Origin of the sequence: Methylobacterium sp. Leaf99, assembly GCF_001422375.1 — a bacterium.
Classification (GTDB): Bacteria; Pseudomonadota; Alphaproteobacteria; order Rhizobiales; family Beijerinckiaceae; genus Methylobacterium.
Genome location: NZ_LMMU01000011.1, coordinates 50532 through 68067, shown reverse-complemented (window position 1 = coordinate 68067; position 17536 = coordinate 50532). Strand labels below are relative to the sequence as shown.

Below are 17536 nucleotides of genomic sequence, written 5' to 3'. Positions count from 1 at the left end.
CACCATCCCGCCATCGCCAGACCTACGGCACGCCCGCCGGCTGGTTCGGATCGGTGAGCTGGATCGTCCAGCTCTTCTGCTCGCCGGTGTCGACCTCGTAGAAGCCGTTGCGGTCGTAGCCGCGGGCGAGGCAGTCCTCGACGCCCCGGATGGTGAATTCCCGGTCCCTGGTGCACATGAGCGAGCGCCCGGACCACTCGCCGCCGCGCGTGTAGTCCACGGCGAACACGTAGTAGAACCGCGCCGCCAGCGTCCCCTTCAGCAGGGTCTCGCAGCCCTTCGGCGCCACGTCCCACCACCCCTCCGTCACCCAGCCCTGCGTGTCGCGGTAGCCGAGGGCGATACCGACCTTGCTGGTGGTGAGGTTGCACATGCGCAGGTCGGCATGGGCGGGGGCGGCGGTCATGCAGAGAACGCCGAGCACGGCCGCCAAGACCCTCCCCCCCCTGCGGGGGAGAGGGTTCGCGCAGCAGCGGTGAAGCATCCCCTTACCCAACAAGGATGACTCGGCAATCGTTGACGTTGGTGCGGGTCGGGCCCGGCTGGACGAGGTCGCCGAGGGTGTCGAAGAACCGGGTCGAATCGTTGTCGGCGAGCATCGCCGCCGGGTCGAGGCCGGCGGCGCGGGCGCGCGTCAGGGTGGTGGGATCGACGAGGCCGCCGGCGGGGTCCGTAGCCTCGCCGCGCCCGCCATCGGTGCCGTCGGTGTCGGCGGCGATGCCGAGGATGCCGGGCGCGCCATCCAGCGCGATGGCGAGCGCCAGGGCGTATTCCTGGTTCGGACCGCCATGGCCCTCGCCCACGATGGTGACGGTGAGCTCGCCGCCCGAGATGATCGCGACCTTCGCGCCGGCCGCGTGGTGCTCGAGGGCGAGTTTGGCGTGCTCGGCCGCGACCGCCCGGGCCTCGCCCTCGACGTCGGGGCCGAGCATCACCGGCTCGTAGCCGGCGCGGCGGGCGGCCTCGGCGGCGGCTTCCAAGGCGTCGATGGGCCGGGCGATGATGCGGTACTCGGCCCGGGCGAAGGCCACGTCGCCCGACTTCGGGGTCTCGTTGACGGGATCGTTCAGCAGGGCTTTGGCCGTCTCCGGCAGGGGGATGCCGCGCCGCTCGCAGATGGCGCGGGCCTCGGCGAGCGTCGAGGGGTCGGGCACGGTGGGGCCGGAGGCGATCACCGCCGGATCGTCGAAGGGCACGTCGGAAATCGCGAGCGTCAGGATCGAGCGGGCGTTGCGCGCCATCATGGCGAGGCGCCCGCCCTTGATCCGCGACAGGTGCTTGCGCACGCAGTTGATCTCGTTGATGGGCGCGCCCGAGCGCAGGAGCGCCTTGGTGATGGACTGCTTCTCCGTGAGCGTCAGGTCGCCGGCGGGCGCGATCCAGTTGGCCGAGCCGCCGCCGGAGAGCAGCACCAGCACGTCGTCGTCGGGGCCGGCGTCGGCGGCGATCTTCAGGGCGTCGGCGGTCGCGTCGATGCCGGCCTGATCCGGCACCGGATGCCCGGCCTCGACCATGCGGATCATCGGCGCTTCCTCGCCGTAGCCGTGGCGGGCTACCGCCAGGCCGACGATGCGGCTCGCATCGACGCCGTGCTCTTCCCGGTAGAACCGGCTCGCCACCGCCGCCATGGAGCCGCCGGCCTTGCCCGCGCCCAGGATGATGAGCCGGCCGGGGCCGGGGGCCGGCAGGTGCGGCACGAGGCAGCGCGCCGGATGGGCGGCGGCGATGGCCTCGTCGAGGATGCCGAGGAGGAGGGTGCGGGCGGCGTCGTGGTCGGAGGAGGGCGCGGTCATGGCGTGTCCGTGTATCGCGGTAAGGTCGAGGAAGGCCGCCCGGCGTTGCCCCGCCGGATCGTTGTTTCGCGGGACGGATTCGTGCGGGCCGGATTGTTGCCGTGCCCGCGCTTGTCCGCGATACGTGCTGTGCCCGACGCCCGCCGTCGCGGCAAGCTGTGCGACCGCGCGGCCGGATGTTTGCACCCGCCTGCCCGAGCCTTCAGGACCCCGCCGCCCATGCTGCCACCCCATCCCGTCGAGACCATCCCGGGCGATCCGGCCCGGGGCCTGCTGCTGATCTGCGACCACGCCTCGAACCACGTGCCCAACGACCTCGACCGCCTCGGGGTGCCGGATCACGAATACGCCCGCCACATCGCCTACGACATCGGCGCGGCGGCCGTGACCCGGCACCTCGCCGCGCAGTTGGGCGTGCCCGCGATCCTGACCCGGTTCTCACGCCTCATCATCGACCCCAACCGGGGCCGGGCCGACCCGACCCTGGTGATGCGCCTCTCCGACGGCGCCATCGTGCCGGGCAACGCCCGCATCGACGAGGCCGGCAAGCAGGACCGCATCCGCCGGTTCTACCAACCGTTCGACGCCGCCATCGACGCACACGTGGCGACGGCGGAAGCCACGGGCGTGCCGCCGGCGATCCTCACCCTGCACAGCTTCACGCCGTACTGGCGCACGGTGCCGCGCCCCTGGCACGTCGGCATCCTGTGGGACGGCGACGACCGCCTGAGCGCGCCCCTCATCGCGGGCCTGCGCGCCGACCCCGCCGGCCTCACGGTGGGCGACAACGAGCCCTATGGCGGCGGCCTACCCGGCGACACCATCGACCGGCACGCCCTGGCCCGCGGCCTGCGCAACGCCCTGGTGGAGATCCGCCAGGACCTCATCGCCGACGAGCCCGGCCAAGTCGAATGGGCGACGCGCTTCGCCAAGCTCCTGCGCCCGCTCCTGCCTTGACCCGACGCACACGCGAAAACGGCGGGGCTTTCGCCCCGCCGTCCGGCCGATCCTGGTGGACGCTTCGGGCTTAGCGCGTGCCGCCCGAGGTCCGGCCGTACTGCCAGACCGGGAAGCTGTTCTGCTCGGCGTTGCCCTCCTTGGCGGAGACATCGTCCCGGCGCGGGGCGATGGAGCCGGTGGTGAGCTCGTCGTCGAGGGCGCGGTCGGTGGCGTAGCCAGGCGCCGCATGGGCCAGGACACCCGCGGGTGCGGTGTAGCTCTGCGCGAGAACCGGCGAAGCAACGGCGCTCAGGCTCAAGATGGCGGCGGCGGCGACGGAAGCAAGACGGATGTTCATGACGTTGGGCCTTTCAGTATCGCGGTCTCCGTCGGAAAGGCGGTGGGCCGTGAGTTCTTGTGTAGCGCTGATGTAGGCCCGCCCCGGACCGGACGTCGTGCGGTTTGGCACTCGACTGGAAGCGGAGGCCACGAATCCGATTTGCCCGCCCCGTCCTTGACGGCGCGGGCCTCGATACGACCTGTCACAGGGGAGCCGTGCACCACACCGAAGCCCCGCACGACACCGAGGACATCACCATGACCGAGCCCAGCACGCCCGAAATCGACGCCGCCACCCGCACGGAGCTCGAAGCCGCCGTGTTCCGCCGCCTCGTCGCCCACCTCCAGGGGCGCGCGGACGTGCAGAACATCGACCTGATGAACATGGCCGGGTTCTGCCGCAACTGCCTGTCGAACTGGCTCAAGGACGCCGCCGACGCGAAGGGCCTGCCGCTCACCAAGGATGCGAGCCGCGAGGCCGTCTACGGCATGCCCTACGCCGACTGGAAGCGCCTGCACCAGCCCGACGCGACGCCGGAGCAGCAGGCGGCCTTCGCCAAAGCGGCGGCGGACCCGCACTGAACTCGGGCCCGGGGGGCCGGCGAAAGCCCGTTCAGGAACAAAAGCTTAGCCCTTAGGACCGGTCCCGGCCGGGGGCCGTAACAACCCGGTAAGCTTGAACGCTTAGTGAAGCGGTTCCGGCGCATTCTTCGAATCGTGCGCCCCGCCAGTCAGGGATTGAGACAGCCATGGCCGCTTCCGCCGCACCCGCCGTCGATGCTTCGTCCGTCGCCGCCGACCAGCTCAAGAGCTTCATCGAGCGCATCGAGCGCCTGGAGGAGGAGAAGGCCGGCCTCGCCTCGGACATCAAGGACGTCTACGCGGAGGCCAAGGGCACCGGCTTCGACGTGAAGGCCCTGCGCAAGATCATCTCCCTGCGGAAGAAAGATCACGCCGAGCGCCAGGAGGAAGAAGCCATCCTCGAACTCTACATGCAGGCGCTCGGCATGGTGTGAGGCCGGGACCGGCCCAGGGCTGAAACCAGAAGGGCCGCGGCATTCGTGCCGCGGCCCTTCTGGTTTTCCCGGCGCGCTGCGACGCTCAGCGCGCGCCCGGCACCGCGCGGGTGGCCGAGCCGGAAAAACGGCCGGCCGTCAGGTCGTCGCCGGGGGCGCGGGTCGAGAACCGGGTGGCGACGGCGGCGGGCTGGCCGAGGCTGCCGTCCGGCGCGCCGTCGAGCTTGGCTCGTGTGACGGCGAGGCGCACGGGCGCGGCGCGGCTCGCGGGCTCGGAGGCCCCCTGCGCGGCGGCGGCGAACAGGGCGCGCAGCTGGAGTTTCGGATCGGCGGTGGCGGCCACGAGGCGGGCCGGGGTTGGCGTTTGGGTCTGCGCGGGGGCGAGATTGGCCATGCCCGCGACACCGAGGCCCGCGACCTGAACCGGCGGGCGCGCCGGGGGCAGGGGCATGGCCAGCGCCGCGGCCACGGCGGCGAACTCGGCCGGACGGCGCGGGGGCAGGGGAATCGCGGCCGTCGGTTTGGCCGCGACGTCGGGGCTCGCGGGCTCCGCATTCGTCTCGGCGGTTAGCAGGCTCTGGGCGTCGCGCCCGTCGCGGCGCAGGAGCGCCGTGTTGAGGGTGTCGCTGGCGGCGGGCGCCGCGTAGGCCAGGGCCGCGCGGGTGCCGGTCTGGTCGTCGGGGTCGGCACTCGCCACCACGACCGCCGTCGGCTTGGCGCGGGGCCGCGCCGTGGGGGACGGTGCGGGGGCGGGCGTCTCGCTGCTGGAGCCGCCGCCGAACAGGCTGGCGAAGAAGCCCCGGATGCTCGGGCCGTCATCCTCGTCCACCTGGGCCACCTGGGTGATGCCGAGCACGGTGCCGCCGCGGGCCAGGACCTCGGCGCGGGCGAGTTCGTAACCGGGCAGGGGGCGGTTGTCGGCGGGCAGGTGGACGGTCTTGCCGTCGGGGAACAGGCGGGCGAGCTGATCGTGGGTCATGCGCGGCCACGAGCGCACGGAGCCGACATCGAGGTGGACGAAGGGCGAGCCCGCGCGCGGATACCAGCCGACGCCGCCGCGCTGCATCCGCATGCCCACGGCGCGGATCTGGTCGATGGATACGTCCGGCAGGTAGAAGTCCATCGCCTTGCCGAGCATGTGCTGGCTGTACTCGGCGACCGCGCGGGAGCGGCGCCGCAGCATGGCGTTGGTGCCGGGCGAGCGGTAGGCCGAGACGACGGTGATGGGCTCGGCCGAGCCGACGGAGCGGTAGGCCTCCCACACGGTGTCGAACAGGCGCGGGTCCATCTTGGTCGCCTCTTCGGCGCGCCAGTCGCGCAGGAGCCAGTTCAGCTGCTCCAGGGCGGCGCGGTCGTAGCGCCCGTCGCGCTTGAACGTGACGGTGAGGCTTTCCTTGGTGTGGCTGTGGAAGATCGAGAGGGTGCGGGTGTCGCCATTGGCCACCGCATCCTGGGTGCCGCGCGTGCCGGCGACGAGGGCGAGGGCGATGCCGGAGGCGGCGATGGCGGCGCGCCGCAGGCGCGGTTGACGCGCGCTGGACCGCGGTCCGTGTCGCAGGAATTGACGCACGTTCGTCCTCACCCTCTGCCAGATCCCGCGCGGCGGGATCATGGTGAACGCAAGGTTGCCGAAAACCGTGAACGTCGGGTTATCGGGTCCTCGGCGGTTCGCCGGTTGATGCACTTTATGGCTAAGGTCCAACCGTGGCGAAATCGTGCCCCGGCGTGCGCGGACGCACGCGGGGCGGTTTCCCACCGGTTTCGGGCGGTCTCCCCCCGAAGGCGCCTACCACCAGCCGGTGGAGGGCCTCGACGGCGCCGGGGTCCACAGGCCGGGCTCGCCGAAATCCGCCGGCGGGCGGGCGGCGGTGCGGGCCGGACGGACGGGTGCGGCCTCGACGGAGCGGACCTCGCGCACGGGCCTGCGCCGTACCTCGGCGGCCGGCGCGGCGGCGGGCCTGGGCGCGCCGAGCCTGGGGGCTGCGAGCTTGGGTGCCGGCTTGTCGGCCTTCGCCACCAGCAGGCTGCCGGGGGCGAGGCCCAGCGCGATCTTCATGCGGGCATCGTAGCCGTAGAGGTCCGGCAGGGTGCGATACGAGCCGGCATCGTCGATATACGCGGTGAAGTAGGCGAGATGCACCGGCAGCTTCTCGGCGAGGCGGATCGTGCGCTCGCCCTTGCCGATGAGTTTCTTCAGGCGTTCGCCGGACCACGCGTCGGGCAGCACCGAATCGGCGAAGCGGAACGGATCGTCCACCCGCACGCAGCCGTGGCTGAGGGCCCGGCGCGACCCGGCGAACAGCGACCGGTTCGGCGTGTCGTGCAGGTAGACCGCATGGTTGTTGGGGAACATGAACTTGATGAAACCGAGCGCGTTGCGCTCGCCCGGCGGCTGGCGGACCGAGACGTTGCCGTTGCGGTAGACCACCTCGTAGCCGCGGCGCGCGGCGTAGTTCGGGTCGCGGGCGAGGCCGGGCAGGAACTCGTTCTTCAGGATCGAGGGCGGCACGTTCCAGGACGGGTTGACGACGGCGTATTCCATCAGGCCCGAGAAGATCGGCGTCGGGCTCTCGGTCTTGCCGACGATGACCCGAGCCTCGTCGCGTTTGCGGCCGTCCTTGAACACCCGGACCTGGAACTCGGGGATGTTGACCATCACGTAGTCGCGCCCGAGGTCGGCCGGCAGCCAGCGCCAGCGCTCCATGTTCACGAGGAGGGCGCCTTCGTTCTCATCGGCGTGCGGGGCGGCGTCGGGCCGGCCGAGGGCCGCCACCGTCTGCGGGGTCAGGGTGCCAGTGACGGGCAGGCCCCGGCGGCGCTGGAACCCGGCGACGGCGGCCGAAACGGCGGAATCGTAGGTGTCGGGCTCGCCCGGCGCGGCGTCGAGGGTGCCGGCGGTGCGGGTCGCGAGACCGAAGCGGGCGCGCAGGGCCGGCACGCGGGGGTTGTGCATGCCGAGCTTCAGCACCGGCCCGGCCGGCAGCTGCACGGTGGGCTCGGCCCCGGGCGCGTGGCCGCCCCGGGCGGCGGCGAGGCGGGCCTTCAGGGCGAGGTAGCCGGGCTGGCTCGGGTTGTAGGCCTGGAGCAGGGCGCCGGCCTGCGCCCCGGCCGGGGCGATCCGGCCCAGCACCGCGTCGGCGGCGGGCAGCTCGAGGGTCGGTGTGATGAGGCGCGACAGGCTGGGCAGGTGGATGCGGCCGCCGCGCGCGTCGCGGGCGTAGAGGGCGACCGCCGCCGAGAGCTTGAGTTCGGCATCCGCCACCTGGGCTTCGGTGAGGGGTTGGGTGCCGAGAACCGGCACCGGGTAGGCGGCGGCCTTGAGGCCGTCCTCGCCGGCGGTGGCGAGGCGCGCCGCGGCCGCCTTGGCGGCCGCAGTGTAGGCCCCGTCGACGATCCAGACGGGCTTGAAGGCGCCCAGGGCGTAGAAGGCCTGGATCGCCTCGCGATCCTTCGTGGTCAGGCGGGGCAGCAGGGGCGCGGAATCCGCGAGGCGGGCCGCCACGGCGGCGGCGAGCGGATCGCTCGGCACCGGCGGGGGCACCTCGGCGGTGGGCGCGGGAGACGATTCGGACGGCGGAACGGCGACTTCGGGCGAGGCCGGCGCAGCCACGGGGGAAGCCGGCGCAGCCACGGGAGATGCCGGAGCAGCCACCGGAGAGGCCGGCGCGGCCACGGGCTTCGAAGCCTCCGGGACCGCGGGATCGACGGAGGCCTTCTGCATGACGGGCGCGTCCGGTCGGTCCGGTGCGGCGACCTCGGCGTGGGCACCGTAGCCGAGGCAGCCCGCGATGAGGGCCGACACGGCGACGGAGGCGGAGCGCGTGACGCCCATGGGTGCAACTCCTGCGGACCGGACGGCCGGTCGCTTCAGTTAAAGATATCGACCGGCGCGCACGGGTGCGCAACGGCACGTCCCCATGGCACGCCCCTTCGAGGGGCGGGCCTGTGTCATTTCGGTTCCGGGCGACCGGTGGGGTCGCTCAGGCGGCTTCCTCGGCCTTGTCGTCGCCGTCGAGGCCGAGTTCCTTGAGCTTGCGGTAGAGGGTGGATCGGCCGATTCCGAGGCGGCGGGACACCTCGGACATCCGGCCCCGGTAGAATTGCAGGGCGAAGCGGATGATCTCGGCTTCCAGGCCATCCATGGTCTTCATCTCGCCGGTCTCCTCGGCCACGAGACTCATGGCGTGGGGATCGCGGACCTCGACCCGGACGATCTCGCGCACGGGCTCGGGCGCCCCGGCCTGGACCATGGGCTGCACGGGTGCGGCCGGGATGCGGACGTCGAAGCCCTCGACCTGGGCGGCGATCTGCGGGAATTCCGCCACGGTGAGTTCGTCGCCATCGGCCAGCACCACGGCGCGGAACAGGGCGTTCTCGAGCTGACGGACGTTGCCGGGCCAGCCGTAGCGGGTGAGCAGCGCCATGGCCTCGGGGGTGATGGCGCGGACCTTCTTGCCTTCCTCCGCCGCGAACCGGGCGCAGAACGAGCGCACGAGGTCGGGGATGTCCTCGCGGCGCGCGCGGAGCGGCGGCAGGGTCATGGGGAAGACGTTGAGGCGATAGTAGAGATCCTCGCGGAACCGGCCCTGCTTGACGAGATCGAGGAGCGAGCGGTTCGTCGCCGAGACGAGGCGGATGTCGACGCGCACGCTGCGCTTGGCGCCGACGGGATCGACCTCGCCCTCCTGCAGGGCGCGCAGGAGCTTCACCTGGGCGTCGAGGGGCAGCTCGCCGATCTCGTCGAGGAACAGGGTGCCGCCGGACGCCTCGACGAACTTGCCCATGTGGCGCTCGGTGGCGCCGGTGAACGCCCCCTTCTCGTGGCCGAACAGGGTCGATTCCACGAGGTTGTCGGGGATCGCCCCGCAATTGACCGTGACGAATGCCTTGCCGCGCCGGTCGCCCGAGCCCTGGATGGCGCGGGCGAGGACCTCCTTGCCCACCCCGGATTCGCCCTCGATGAGCACCGGGATGTTGGATTTGGCCGAGCGCTCGGCGAGGCGAATGACCCGCTCCATGTCGGGACTCTTCGAAGTGAGGTCCTTGAACGAGAGGGAGCCGGAGGCGCGCCGGCGCATGCGGCGGACCTCTTCCTCGAGCTGATCGACCTTGAGGGCGTTCTTGATGGAGACCTGCAGGCGCTCGGCGCCGGCGGGCTTGACCACGAAGTCGACGGCGCCCGCCCGCATGGCGGTGACGACGGCGTCGATGGAGCCGTTGGAGGTCTGGACGATGACCGGCACGTCGAGGCCGGATTTGCGCATCTCGGCCATGACGCCGAGGCCATCGAGGCCGCCGGGCATGACGAGGTCGAGGAGCATCACGTCGATGGGCTCGCCCGAGCGCAGGAGGCCAAGGCCGTCCTTGCCGCTCTCGGCGACCTTCGCGTCGAAGCCGAGCCGGCGCACCATCGCCTCGGCGAGGCGACGCTGCACGGGATCGTCGTCGACGATGAGGACCGTTGTCGTCATGGGCTGCGCCTCGATCCGGGGAGGGCGGCCGCATCGCGAGACGGGCTCGGAGGGCGGCGCCGGACTGTTTCGTTTCGATCCGCAGGGTGCCCCAAGAGCGTAAAGCCGCGCTTAACGACGATCGGACTTTTCCGGGGATCGCCGGGTGCCGACGCCGCACCCGGAATTTTCCCGCGCGAGGACCCTGGCTTTCACGCGCAAGGCGGTTGATCGCGGGGCCCGCCCGCTCGATATCACCGGCCACGGCACGCCGGTGCCCAGCCCCCAGGAAGCAGCCCATCATGCCGAGCCGAGCCGTCGCCCATGCCGTCCGCGCGGGCATCGTCGCCACTCCCGAGGGGGCGAGCGCCGCACGGGCGGCCGCACACGCCGCCGACCTCGGCGCCCTGCCCGAATGGGACCTGAGCGACCTCTATTCCGGCATCGACGCCCCCGACTTCCGCGCCGACCTCGCCCGGGCCGAGGCGGCCTGCCGCGAGGTCTCCGAACTCTATGCCGGCCGCCTGGAAGCCCTCGCCACCGGCCCGGACGCTTCCGCCCGCCTCGCCGAGGCGGTTCGGGCCTACGAGGCCATCGAGGATCTCCTCGGGCGGCTGATGTCGTTCGCCGGCCTCGTCTACTCGGGCGACACCACCGACGAGGCCCGCGAGAAATTCTACGGCGACACCCAGGAGCGCCTCACCACGGCCTCCAGCCACCTGCTGTTCTTCGCCCTCGAACTCAACCGCATCGACGACGCCACCCTGGACGCGGCCATGGCCGACGGGCCGCTCGCGGCCTACGCCCCCTGGATCGAGGACCTGCGCCGCGAAAAACCGTTCCAGCTCGACGACCGCACGGAAAAGCTGTTCCTCGAGAAGTCGGTGACCGGCCGCTCGGCTTGGAACCGCCTGTTCGACGGCACCATCGCGTCCCTGCGCTTCTCCGTACAGGGCGAGCAGCTGACCCTGGAACCGACCCTGAACCGCCTGCAGGACCCCGACGGGACCGTGCGCAAGGAGGCCGCCGGCGCGCTCGGCGAGGTGTTCCGGGCGAATCTCCGCACCTTCACGCTCATCACCAACACCTTGGCCAAGGACAAGGAGATCAACGACCGCTGGCGCGGCTTCACCGATGTCGCCGAATCCCGACACCTGTCGAACCGGGTCGAACCCGAGGTGGTCGATGCCCTGGTCGAGGCGGTGCAGGCGGCCTATCCGCGCCTGTCGCACCGCTATTACGCCCTGAAGGCGAAGTGGTTCGGGGTCGAGGCCCTGCCGTACTGGGACCGCAACGCGCCCCTGCCGAAGGTCGAGCAGCGCACGATCCCCTGGACGGAGGCCCGCGACACGGTGCTCGACGCCTACGGCGCGTTCTCCCCGCGCATGGCCAGCATCGCCAAGACGTTCTTCGACCGCAACTGGATCGACGCACCGACGCGGCCCGGCAAGGCGCCCGGCGCCTTCGCCCACCCGACGGTGCCCTCGGCCCATCCCTACGTGCTGGTGAACTACCAGGGGAAGCCGCGCGACGTCATGACCCTGGCGCACGAGCTCGGCCACGGGGTGCATCAGGTGCTGGCCGGCCCCAACGGCGCCCTGATGGCGCCGACCCCCCTGACGCTCGCCGAGACCGCGAGCGTGTTCGGCGAGATGCTGACCTTCCGCCGACTGCTCGCCGCCACCACGAACACGACCCAGCGCCGGGCCATGCTGGCGGCCAAGGTCGAGGACATGATCAACACGGTGGTGCGCCAGATCGCGTTCTACGCCTTCGAGCGCAAGGTCCACCTCGCCCGCGCCGAGGGCGAGCTCACCGCCGAGCAGATCAACGCCCTCTGGATGTCCGTGCAGACCGAGAGCCTCGGCCCGGCCATCACCCTCGATGCGGGCTACGAGCCGTTCTGGGCCTACATCCCGCACTTCATCCACTCTCCGTTCTACGTCTACGCCTACGCCTTCGGCGACTGCCTCGTGAACTCCCTCTACGGCGTCTACGCCAAGGCCGAGGACGGGTTCGTCGAGCGCTACTTCGCCCTGCTCTCGGCCGGCGGCGCCAAGCCCTACGGCGAACTCCTCGCTCCCTTCGGCCTCGACGCCCGCGATCCGGGCTTCTGGCAGATCGGCCTCAACATGATCGAGGGCATGATCGCCGAGCTGGAGGCGATGGAGGGCTGACGACGGCTTGGCCGACCCGGCCTTTCGTTGTACATTCCGTACAACGAAAGGCGAATCGTCATGAAGCTCGAAGTCAAGAAGATCGGCAACTCCACCGGGCTGATTCTGCCGAAGGACCTGATCGCGAAGCTCAACCTCCAACAGGGACAGTGGCTGCACGTCACGGAGATGCCCGATGGTGGCGTACGCCTGACGCCCTACGATCCTGATTTCGACAAGGCCATGGCCATCGTCGATGACATCATGGACGAGTACAAGGACACCCTTCGGGCGCTCGCCCAATGACCGAGCCCCGCTGGCTGACCTCCCACGAGGTCATGGTCGCGCACGAGCGTCAGCTTGCCCGCTTCGGCGGACCGCCGGGCTTGCGCGATGAGAACGCCCTGGAATCGGCTCTCGCACGACCGATCAACAGATGGCGCTATGAAGACGGTGACCTTGCCTCGCTGGCAGCCGCCTATGCGTTCGGTCTTGCGCGCAACCACGCCTTCATCGATGGCAACAAACGGATCGCCTTCGTGGCGATGGTGACATTCCTCCGACTGAACAGCATTCCCTTCAAGCCGGAGCAGGCTGAGGCGACGTTGGTGATCCGCAGCCTCGCCGCCGGCGAAATCGATGAAGCCGGTCTGTTGCACTGGATTCGCGACAACTGGCCGGCCACCTGACACCCCCACCGCGCCGCAACGGCGCAGCGCCCTGGCACAGGACGCCAACGGGCTTATCTCAACGGGGTCTCCGGATTTCCGGACGCATCCTTTCCGAGATCTGAAGAACCCGATGGCCGATCACGACAGCGAAGCCAACCGCTTCTCCGCGCGCGCCAGCCGCTACGCCCGCGTCGGCGCCAATGTCGGCGGGGTCGCGGCCCGCATGGCCGGCGCCCGCCTGTTCGGCGGCAAGGAGGCGCCGACCAATGCCGCCGCCCTGGCCCAGGCCCTGGGCGGCCTCAAGGGGCCGATCATGAAGGTCGCCCAGTTGCTCGCCACGGTGCCGGACCTTCTGCCGCCCGAATACGCGACCGAGCTGCAGAAGCTCCAGGCCGACGCACCGCCCATGGGCGCGGCCTTCGTCAAGCGCCGGATGATGGCCGAACTCGGCCCCGACTGGCAGGCGCGGTTCAAGACCTTCGATCTCAAGCCGGCGGCGGCCGCCTCCCTGGGCCAGGTCCACCGGGCGACCGGGCTCGACGGCACGGCGCTCGCCTGCAAGCTCCAGTATCCCGACATGCAATCGGCCGTGGAGGCCGACCTGAAGCAGCTCGAGGTCGCCTTCGCCCTGCACCGGCGCATGAGCTCCTGGCTCGATACCCGTGAGATCGCGAAGGAAATCGGCGCCCGGGTGCGCGAGGAACTCGACTACGAGCGGGAAGCGAAGCACGCGGCGCTCTACGCCGACGTCCTGCGCGACGTGGCCGAGGTCCGGGTGCCGGACATCCACCGCGATCTCTCGACCAAGCGCCTCCTCACCCTCGGCTGGCTGGAGGGCGAACGCATCCTCGATTTTGCCGACGCGCCCATCGAGATCCGCAACCGCCTCGCCAAGGCGATGTTCAAGGCGTGGTGGCACCCGTTCAGCCGCGCCGCCGTCATCCACGGCGACCCGCATCTCGGCAACTACACGGTGTTCTCCGAGGGCGGCGAAGCGCGGGGCATCAACCTGCTGGATTACGGCTGCGTGCGCATCTTCCACCCGCGCTTCGTCGGAGGCGTGGTCGATCTGTATCGCGGTCTCCTGGAGAACGACGAGGCCCGCATCGTCCATGCCTACGAGGTCTGGGGCTTCAAGAACCTGAACAAGGAGCTCATCGAGATCCTCAACATCTGGGCGCGCTTCATCTACGGGCCGATCCTGGAGGACCGCACCCGCACGGTGGCCGACGGGGTCAAGCCCGGCGAGTACGGACGGCGTCAGGCCTTCGAAGTGCATCAGGCCCTGAAGGCGCGCGGTCCCGTGACGGTGCCGCAGGAATTCGTGTTCATGGACCGCGCCGCCGTCGGCCTCGGCGCGGTGTTCCTGCACCTGCGTTCGGAGCTGAACTATCACCGGTTGTTCGAGGCCGAGATCGAGCGCTTCTCGCTCTCGGAACTCGAAGCCCGGCAGGGCGAGGCCCTGACCCGGGCGGGGCTGGCCCTGCCCGCATGACGGCGGCGCCGACGGGGATTCCCGTCGGCATGACAAAAATCCGTTCGTGGTCTTTCCATGGCACGCATGCTGATTGCGAGCGGCCGGGGCATGCGCTAAATCCCCTTGGAACAAATCAAGATAGACCCATGGGGACGACCCTGAGATGGCCGATTTGAAGACCGCGTCCGGCGTACATTACAGCCCCGCCATGGACGAGAAGACCCACGAGCAAACCTACCGCGGCTTCGTTCGTTTCGTCGAAATCGGCACCTCAGTGGTGATCTGCTGGGTGCTCGCCCTCGCCATCGGCGGCATCCACGAGGCCTGGCTGACGGCCATCCTCGCCGTGGTCCTGTCCGGTGCCGCCGGCGCCGTGGGCGCCCTCGCGCCGGCCGTGGGCTGGAAGGCCCCCGTCGTGGTCGCGGTCTTGCTTCTGCTCTACCTCTTCTTCGCGTGACGTAGCCTGGAAGCGCTGGTATACCAGCGTTTAGGCTCTATATTTCTGCTGAGTTACGGCGTTCCGGAACGATCGCCGAGGGGGACTTCCTGAATGCGCATCGCTGTCCTGACAGAGTCTGATCCCGCGGAGCCGCGGGTCGCGGCGGTGCCCGAAACGGTCAAGAAGTTCATCGCCCTCGGGGCCGATGTGACCGTTCAGTCCGGTGCCGGACTGACGGCCGGCGTCCCGGATGCCGAGTACGAGGCCGCGGGGGCCAGGGTCGCATCCTCGGCCCAGGACGCGGCGAACGACGCCGACCTCGTCCTCAAGGTCCGCCGCCCCAACGCCGACGAGATCGGGCTGCTGAAGCGCGGCGCCACCGTGGTGGCGATCATGGACCCCTACGGCAACGAGGCCGCCCTGGGCGAGATGGCGCAGGCCGGCCTCGACACCTTCGCCATGGAGCTGATGCCCCGCATCACCCGCGCGCAGGTGATGGACGTGCTCTCGAGCCAGGCCAACCTCGCCGGCTACCGCGCCGTAGTCGACGGCGCCTCCGAGTACGGCCGCGCCATGCCGATGATGATGACGGCCGCCGGCACCGTGCCCGCCGCCCGCGTCTTCGTGATGGGCGTCGGCGTCGCCGGCCTCCAGGCCATCGCCACGGCCCGCCGCATGGGCGCCGTCGTCACCGCCACGGACGTGCGCCCCGCCACCAAGGAACAGGTGGAGTCCCTGGGCGCCAAGTTCGTGGCCGTCGAGGACGACGAGTTCAAGCAGGCCGAGACCTCGGGCGGCTACGCCAAGGAGATGTCGGCCGAGTACAAGAAGAAGCAGGCCGACCTCGTGGCGACCCACATCGCCAAGCAGGACATCGTCATCACCACGGCCCTGATCCCCGGCCGGCCGGCGCCGCAGCTCGTGTCCGCCGCCATGGTCGCGACCATGAAGCCCGGCTCGGTGCTCATCGATCTCGCGGTGGAGCGCGGCGGCAACGTCGAGGGCGCCAAGGCCGGCGAGATCGTCACCACGGATCACGGCGTGAAGATCGTCGGCCACCTCAACGTGCCCGGCCGCCTCGCCGCCACGGCGTCGAGCCTCTACGCGCGCAACCTCTACGCCTTCGTCGAGACCCTCATCGACAAGGAGGCGAAGTCCCTGGCGGTGAAGCGGGACGACGAGCTCGTCAAGGCGACGAACCTGACCCATGACGGGCAGGTCGTGCATCCCGCCTTCCAGACCAAATCCTGATCCCGCCGGAGGATACGATGGCCACGCTTCCCCCCGATCAGGCCGCCGAGCAGGCGCGCGCCGCCGCCGCCGCGGCCCGAACCGCTGCCGACATCGCGCAGCAGCACGCCCTCCAGGCGCAGAAATACGCCGACGGCCTCGGACACGGCCTCTCGGCCGTCACCCACGGCGCCGTCGATCCCACGGTGTTCCAGCTCGCGATCTTCGTGCTGGCGATCTTCGTCGGCTACTACGTGGTCTGGTCGGTGACCCCGGCGCTGCACACCCCGCTCATGTCGGTGACCAACGCCATCTCGTCGGTGATCATCGTCGGCGCCATCCTGGCCGCCGGCGTGCCGCTACTCGAGCACGGCACCGGCTGGGCCCGCTTCTTCGGCTTCCTCGGCATCGTTCTCGCCAGCGTGAACATCTTCGGCGGCTTCCTCGTCACCCAGCGCATGCTCGGCATGTACAAGAAGAAGGCCTGAGACGATGTCCCAGAACGTCTCCGCCCTTCTCTACATCGTCTCCGGTGTCCTGTTCATCATGGCGCTGCGGGGGCTCTCGCACCCGACCACGTCGCGGCAGGGCAACCTGTACGGCATGGTCGGCATGGGGCTCGCCGTCCTCACCACCCTCGTCGGCCATCCGCCGGCGGGCTTCGGCGCCTGGATCCTCGTGATCCTCGGCCTCGGCCTCGGCGGCGGGGCCGGCGCGGTCATCGCCAAGCGCGTGCCCATGACGGCTATGCCCCAGCTCGTGGCGGCCTTTCACTCCCTCGTCGGCCTCGCGGCCGTGGCGGGCGCGGCCGGCACCCTCTACGCGCCGCAGGCCGTGGGCATCCTCGAGAACGGCCACATCCACAAGGAGTCGCTGTTCGAGATGGCGCTCGGCGTCGCCATCGGCGCCATCACCTTCACGGGCTCGGTGATCGCCTTCGCCAAGCTCGACGGGCGCATGTCCGGCAAGCCGATCATGCTGCCCCAGCGCCATGCCCTCAACATCGCCCTGGCCATCGCCCTCGTGGGCCTCATCGCGGTGTTCATCGGCACCGAGAGCAAGCTGGTGTTCTGGGTCATCGTCCTGCTGTCGTTCGCCCTCGGCGGCCTGCTCATCATCCCCATCGGCGGCGCCGACATGCCCGTCGTCGTGTCGATGCTGAACTCCTACTCGGGCTGGGCGGCGGCCGGCATCGGCTTCACCCTGGGCAACCTCGCGCTGATCATGACCGGCGCCCTCGTCGGCTCGTCCGGCGCGATCCTGTCCTACATCATGTGCAAGGCGATGAATCGATCGTTCATCTCGGTCATCCTCGGCGGCTTCGGCGGTGACGCCGCGGCGGGCGCGGGCGGCGGCGCCGTCGAGACCCGGCCGGTCAAGCAGGGGTCGGCCGACGACGCAGCCTACATCCTGAAGAACGCCGAGCGCGTCATCATCGTGCCGGGCTACGGCATGGCGGTGGCCCAGGCCCAGCATTCGCTGCGCGAGATGGTCGACATGCTCAAGAAGGAGGGCGTCGATGTGAAGTACGCCATCCACCCCGTCGCCGGCCGCATGCCGGGCCACATGAACGTGCTCCTCGCCGAAGCCAACGTGCCCTACGACGAGGTCCACGAGCTTGAGGACATCAACGGCGACTTCCCGCAGGCCGACGTCGCCTTCGTCATCGGCGCCAACGACGTCACCAACCCGGCCGCCAAGACGGATAAGGCCTCGCCGATCTACGGCATGCCGATCCTCGACGTCGAGAAGGCCAAGACCGTTCTGTTCATCAAGCGCGGCATGGGCTCGGGCTACGCCGGCGTCGAGAACGAGGTGTTCTTCCGCGACAATACCATGATGCTGTTCGGCGACGCCAAGAAGGTCGTCGACTCCATCGTCAAAAACCTCTGAGCCCGGCGCGGGCCTCGCCCGCGCCGCCAGGACAGCGTACGGGGTCGGCGTCCATCGCCGGCCCCGTCGTCGTTTTCGCGTGAGCCGGGCCGGCTGGACTGGAGTAGGGTCCCCCCGTGTCAGCCGAGATCCC

The 17536-nt window shown here is 70.4% G+C and carries 17 protein-coding genes; 11 read left to right on the top strand and 6 right to left on the bottom strand.

Annotated features, from left to right (window positions below; translation table 11 throughout):
- Positions 1-22: 22 nt before the first annotated feature.
- Positions 23-406 (bottom strand): DUF1036 domain-containing protein, encoded by a 384-nt coding sequence (locus tag ASF28_RS19365; RefSeq protein ID WP_147709692.1) that lies wholly within the window; start codon positions 404-406, stop codon positions 23-25.
- Between the two features lie 82 nt (positions 407-488).
- Positions 489-1793 carry a glycerate kinase type-2 family protein gene (locus ASF28_RS19360; protein ID WP_056096615.1) on the bottom strand — a complete coding sequence of 435 codons (1305 nt, stop codon included), beginning with the start codon at positions 1791-1793 and terminating at the stop codon, positions 489-491.
- A 219-nt stretch (positions 1794-2012) separates the two neighbouring features.
- Between ASF28_RS19360 and ASF28_RS19355 the strand changes: the two genes are divergently transcribed.
- Positions 2013-2750, top strand: coding sequence for an N-formylglutamate amidohydrolase (locus ASF28_RS19355; RefSeq protein WP_056096612.1), 738 nt, complete (start codon positions 2013-2015; stop codon positions 2748-2750).
- Between the two features lie 70 nt (positions 2751-2820).
- Here the strand turns inward: ASF28_RS19355 and ASF28_RS19350 are convergent, their stop codons facing one another.
- Positions 2821-3090: a hypothetical protein gene (locus ASF28_RS19350; protein WP_056096609.1), complete on the bottom strand. Its 270-nt coding sequence runs from the start codon at positions 3088-3090 to the stop codon at positions 2821-2823.
- A 239-nt stretch (positions 3091-3329) separates the two neighbouring features.
- Here ASF28_RS19350 and ASF28_RS19345 point away from each other — a divergent pair, with 239 nt between their 5' ends.
- The gene (locus tag ASF28_RS19345; protein ID WP_056096786.1) at positions 3330-3653 is read left to right on the top strand and encodes a DUF1244 domain-containing protein; all 324 of its coding nucleotides are present in this window, start codon (positions 3330-3332) and stop codon (positions 3651-3653) included.
- A gap of 167 nt (positions 3654-3820) precedes the next feature.
- Positions 3821-4087 carry a DUF2312 domain-containing protein gene (locus ASF28_RS19340; protein WP_056096607.1) on the top strand — a complete coding sequence of 89 codons (267 nt, stop codon included), beginning with the start codon at positions 3821-3823 and terminating at the stop codon, positions 4085-4087.
- A gap of 85 nt (positions 4088-4172) precedes the next feature.
- On the opposite strand, the gene ASF28_RS19335 is transcribed toward ASF28_RS19340, so the two are convergent.
- From ASF28_RS19335 to ASF28_RS19325, 3 genes are all read right to left on the bottom strand, one after another.
- On the bottom strand, positions 4173-5657 hold the full coding sequence (locus ASF28_RS19335; RefSeq protein ID WP_443189755.1) for a DUF882 domain-containing protein: 1485 nt from the start codon (positions 5655-5657) through the stop codon (positions 4173-4175).
- A gap of 216 nt (positions 5658-5873) precedes the next feature.
- Positions 5874-7919: a L,D-transpeptidase family protein gene (locus tag ASF28_RS19330; RefSeq protein ID WP_056096601.1), complete on the bottom strand. Its 2046-nt coding sequence runs from the start codon at positions 7917-7919 to the stop codon at positions 5874-5876.
- 148 nt (positions 7920-8067) lie between these two features.
- On the bottom strand, positions 8068-9558 hold the full coding sequence (locus ASF28_RS19325) for a sigma-54-dependent transcriptional regulator (protein ID WP_056096599.1): 1491 nt from the start codon (positions 9556-9558) through the stop codon (positions 8068-8070).
- 281 nt (positions 9559-9839) lie between these two features.
- Between ASF28_RS19325 and ASF28_RS19320 the strand changes: the two genes are divergently transcribed.
- The 8 genes from ASF28_RS19320 to ASF28_RS19285 all read left to right on the top strand — a co-directional run bounded on the left by ASF28_RS19320 (position 9840) and on the right by ASF28_RS19285 (position 17403).
- Positions 9840-11714 carry a M3 family oligoendopeptidase gene (locus ASF28_RS19320; protein ID WP_056096596.1) on the top strand — a complete coding sequence of 625 codons (1875 nt, stop codon included), beginning with the start codon at positions 9840-9842 and terminating at the stop codon, positions 11712-11714.
- 60 nt (positions 11715-11774) lie between these two features.
- A complete protein-coding gene (locus ASF28_RS19315; RefSeq protein WP_056096593.1) occupies positions 11775-11999 on the top strand; it encodes an AbrB/MazE/SpoVT family DNA-binding domain-containing protein in 225 nt (74 codons plus the stop codon).
- Positions 11996-12382 (top strand): type II toxin-antitoxin system death-on-curing family toxin, encoded by a 387-nt coding sequence (locus ASF28_RS19310; protein ID WP_056096591.1) that lies wholly within the window; start codon positions 11996-11998, stop codon positions 12380-12382. Before ASF28_RS19315 ends, ASF28_RS19310 begins: the two co-directional genes overlap by 4 nt.
- A 112-nt stretch (positions 12383-12494) precedes the next feature.
- Positions 12495-13859 carry an ABC1 kinase family protein gene (locus ASF28_RS19305; protein ID WP_056096589.1) on the top strand — a complete coding sequence of 455 codons (1365 nt, stop codon included), beginning with the start codon at positions 12495-12497 and terminating at the stop codon, positions 13857-13859.
- Between the two features lie 145 nt (positions 13860-14004).
- A complete protein-coding gene (locus ASF28_RS19300) occupies positions 14005-14298 on the top strand; it encodes an aa3-type cytochrome c oxidase subunit IV (RefSeq protein WP_056096587.1) in 294 nt (97 codons plus the stop codon).
- 93 nt (positions 14299-14391) lie between these two features.
- The gene (locus tag ASF28_RS19295) at positions 14392-15531 is read left to right on the top strand and encodes a Re/Si-specific NAD(P)(+) transhydrogenase subunit alpha (RefSeq protein WP_056096584.1); all 1140 of its coding nucleotides are present in this window, start codon (positions 14392-14394) and stop codon (positions 15529-15531) included.
- A gap of 17 nt (positions 15532-15548) precedes the next feature.
- Positions 15549-15998 (top strand): proton-translocating transhydrogenase family protein, encoded by a 450-nt coding sequence (locus tag ASF28_RS19290; protein ID WP_056096581.1) that lies wholly within the window; start codon positions 15549-15551, stop codon positions 15996-15998.
- Positions 15999-16002: 4 nt separating this feature from the next.
- Complete coding sequence (locus tag ASF28_RS19285; protein WP_056096578.1) at positions 16003-17403, top strand: NAD(P)(+) transhydrogenase (Re/Si-specific) subunit beta; 1401 nt, start codon at positions 16003-16005, stop codon at positions 17401-17403.
- Positions 17404-17536 lie beyond the last annotated feature (133 nt).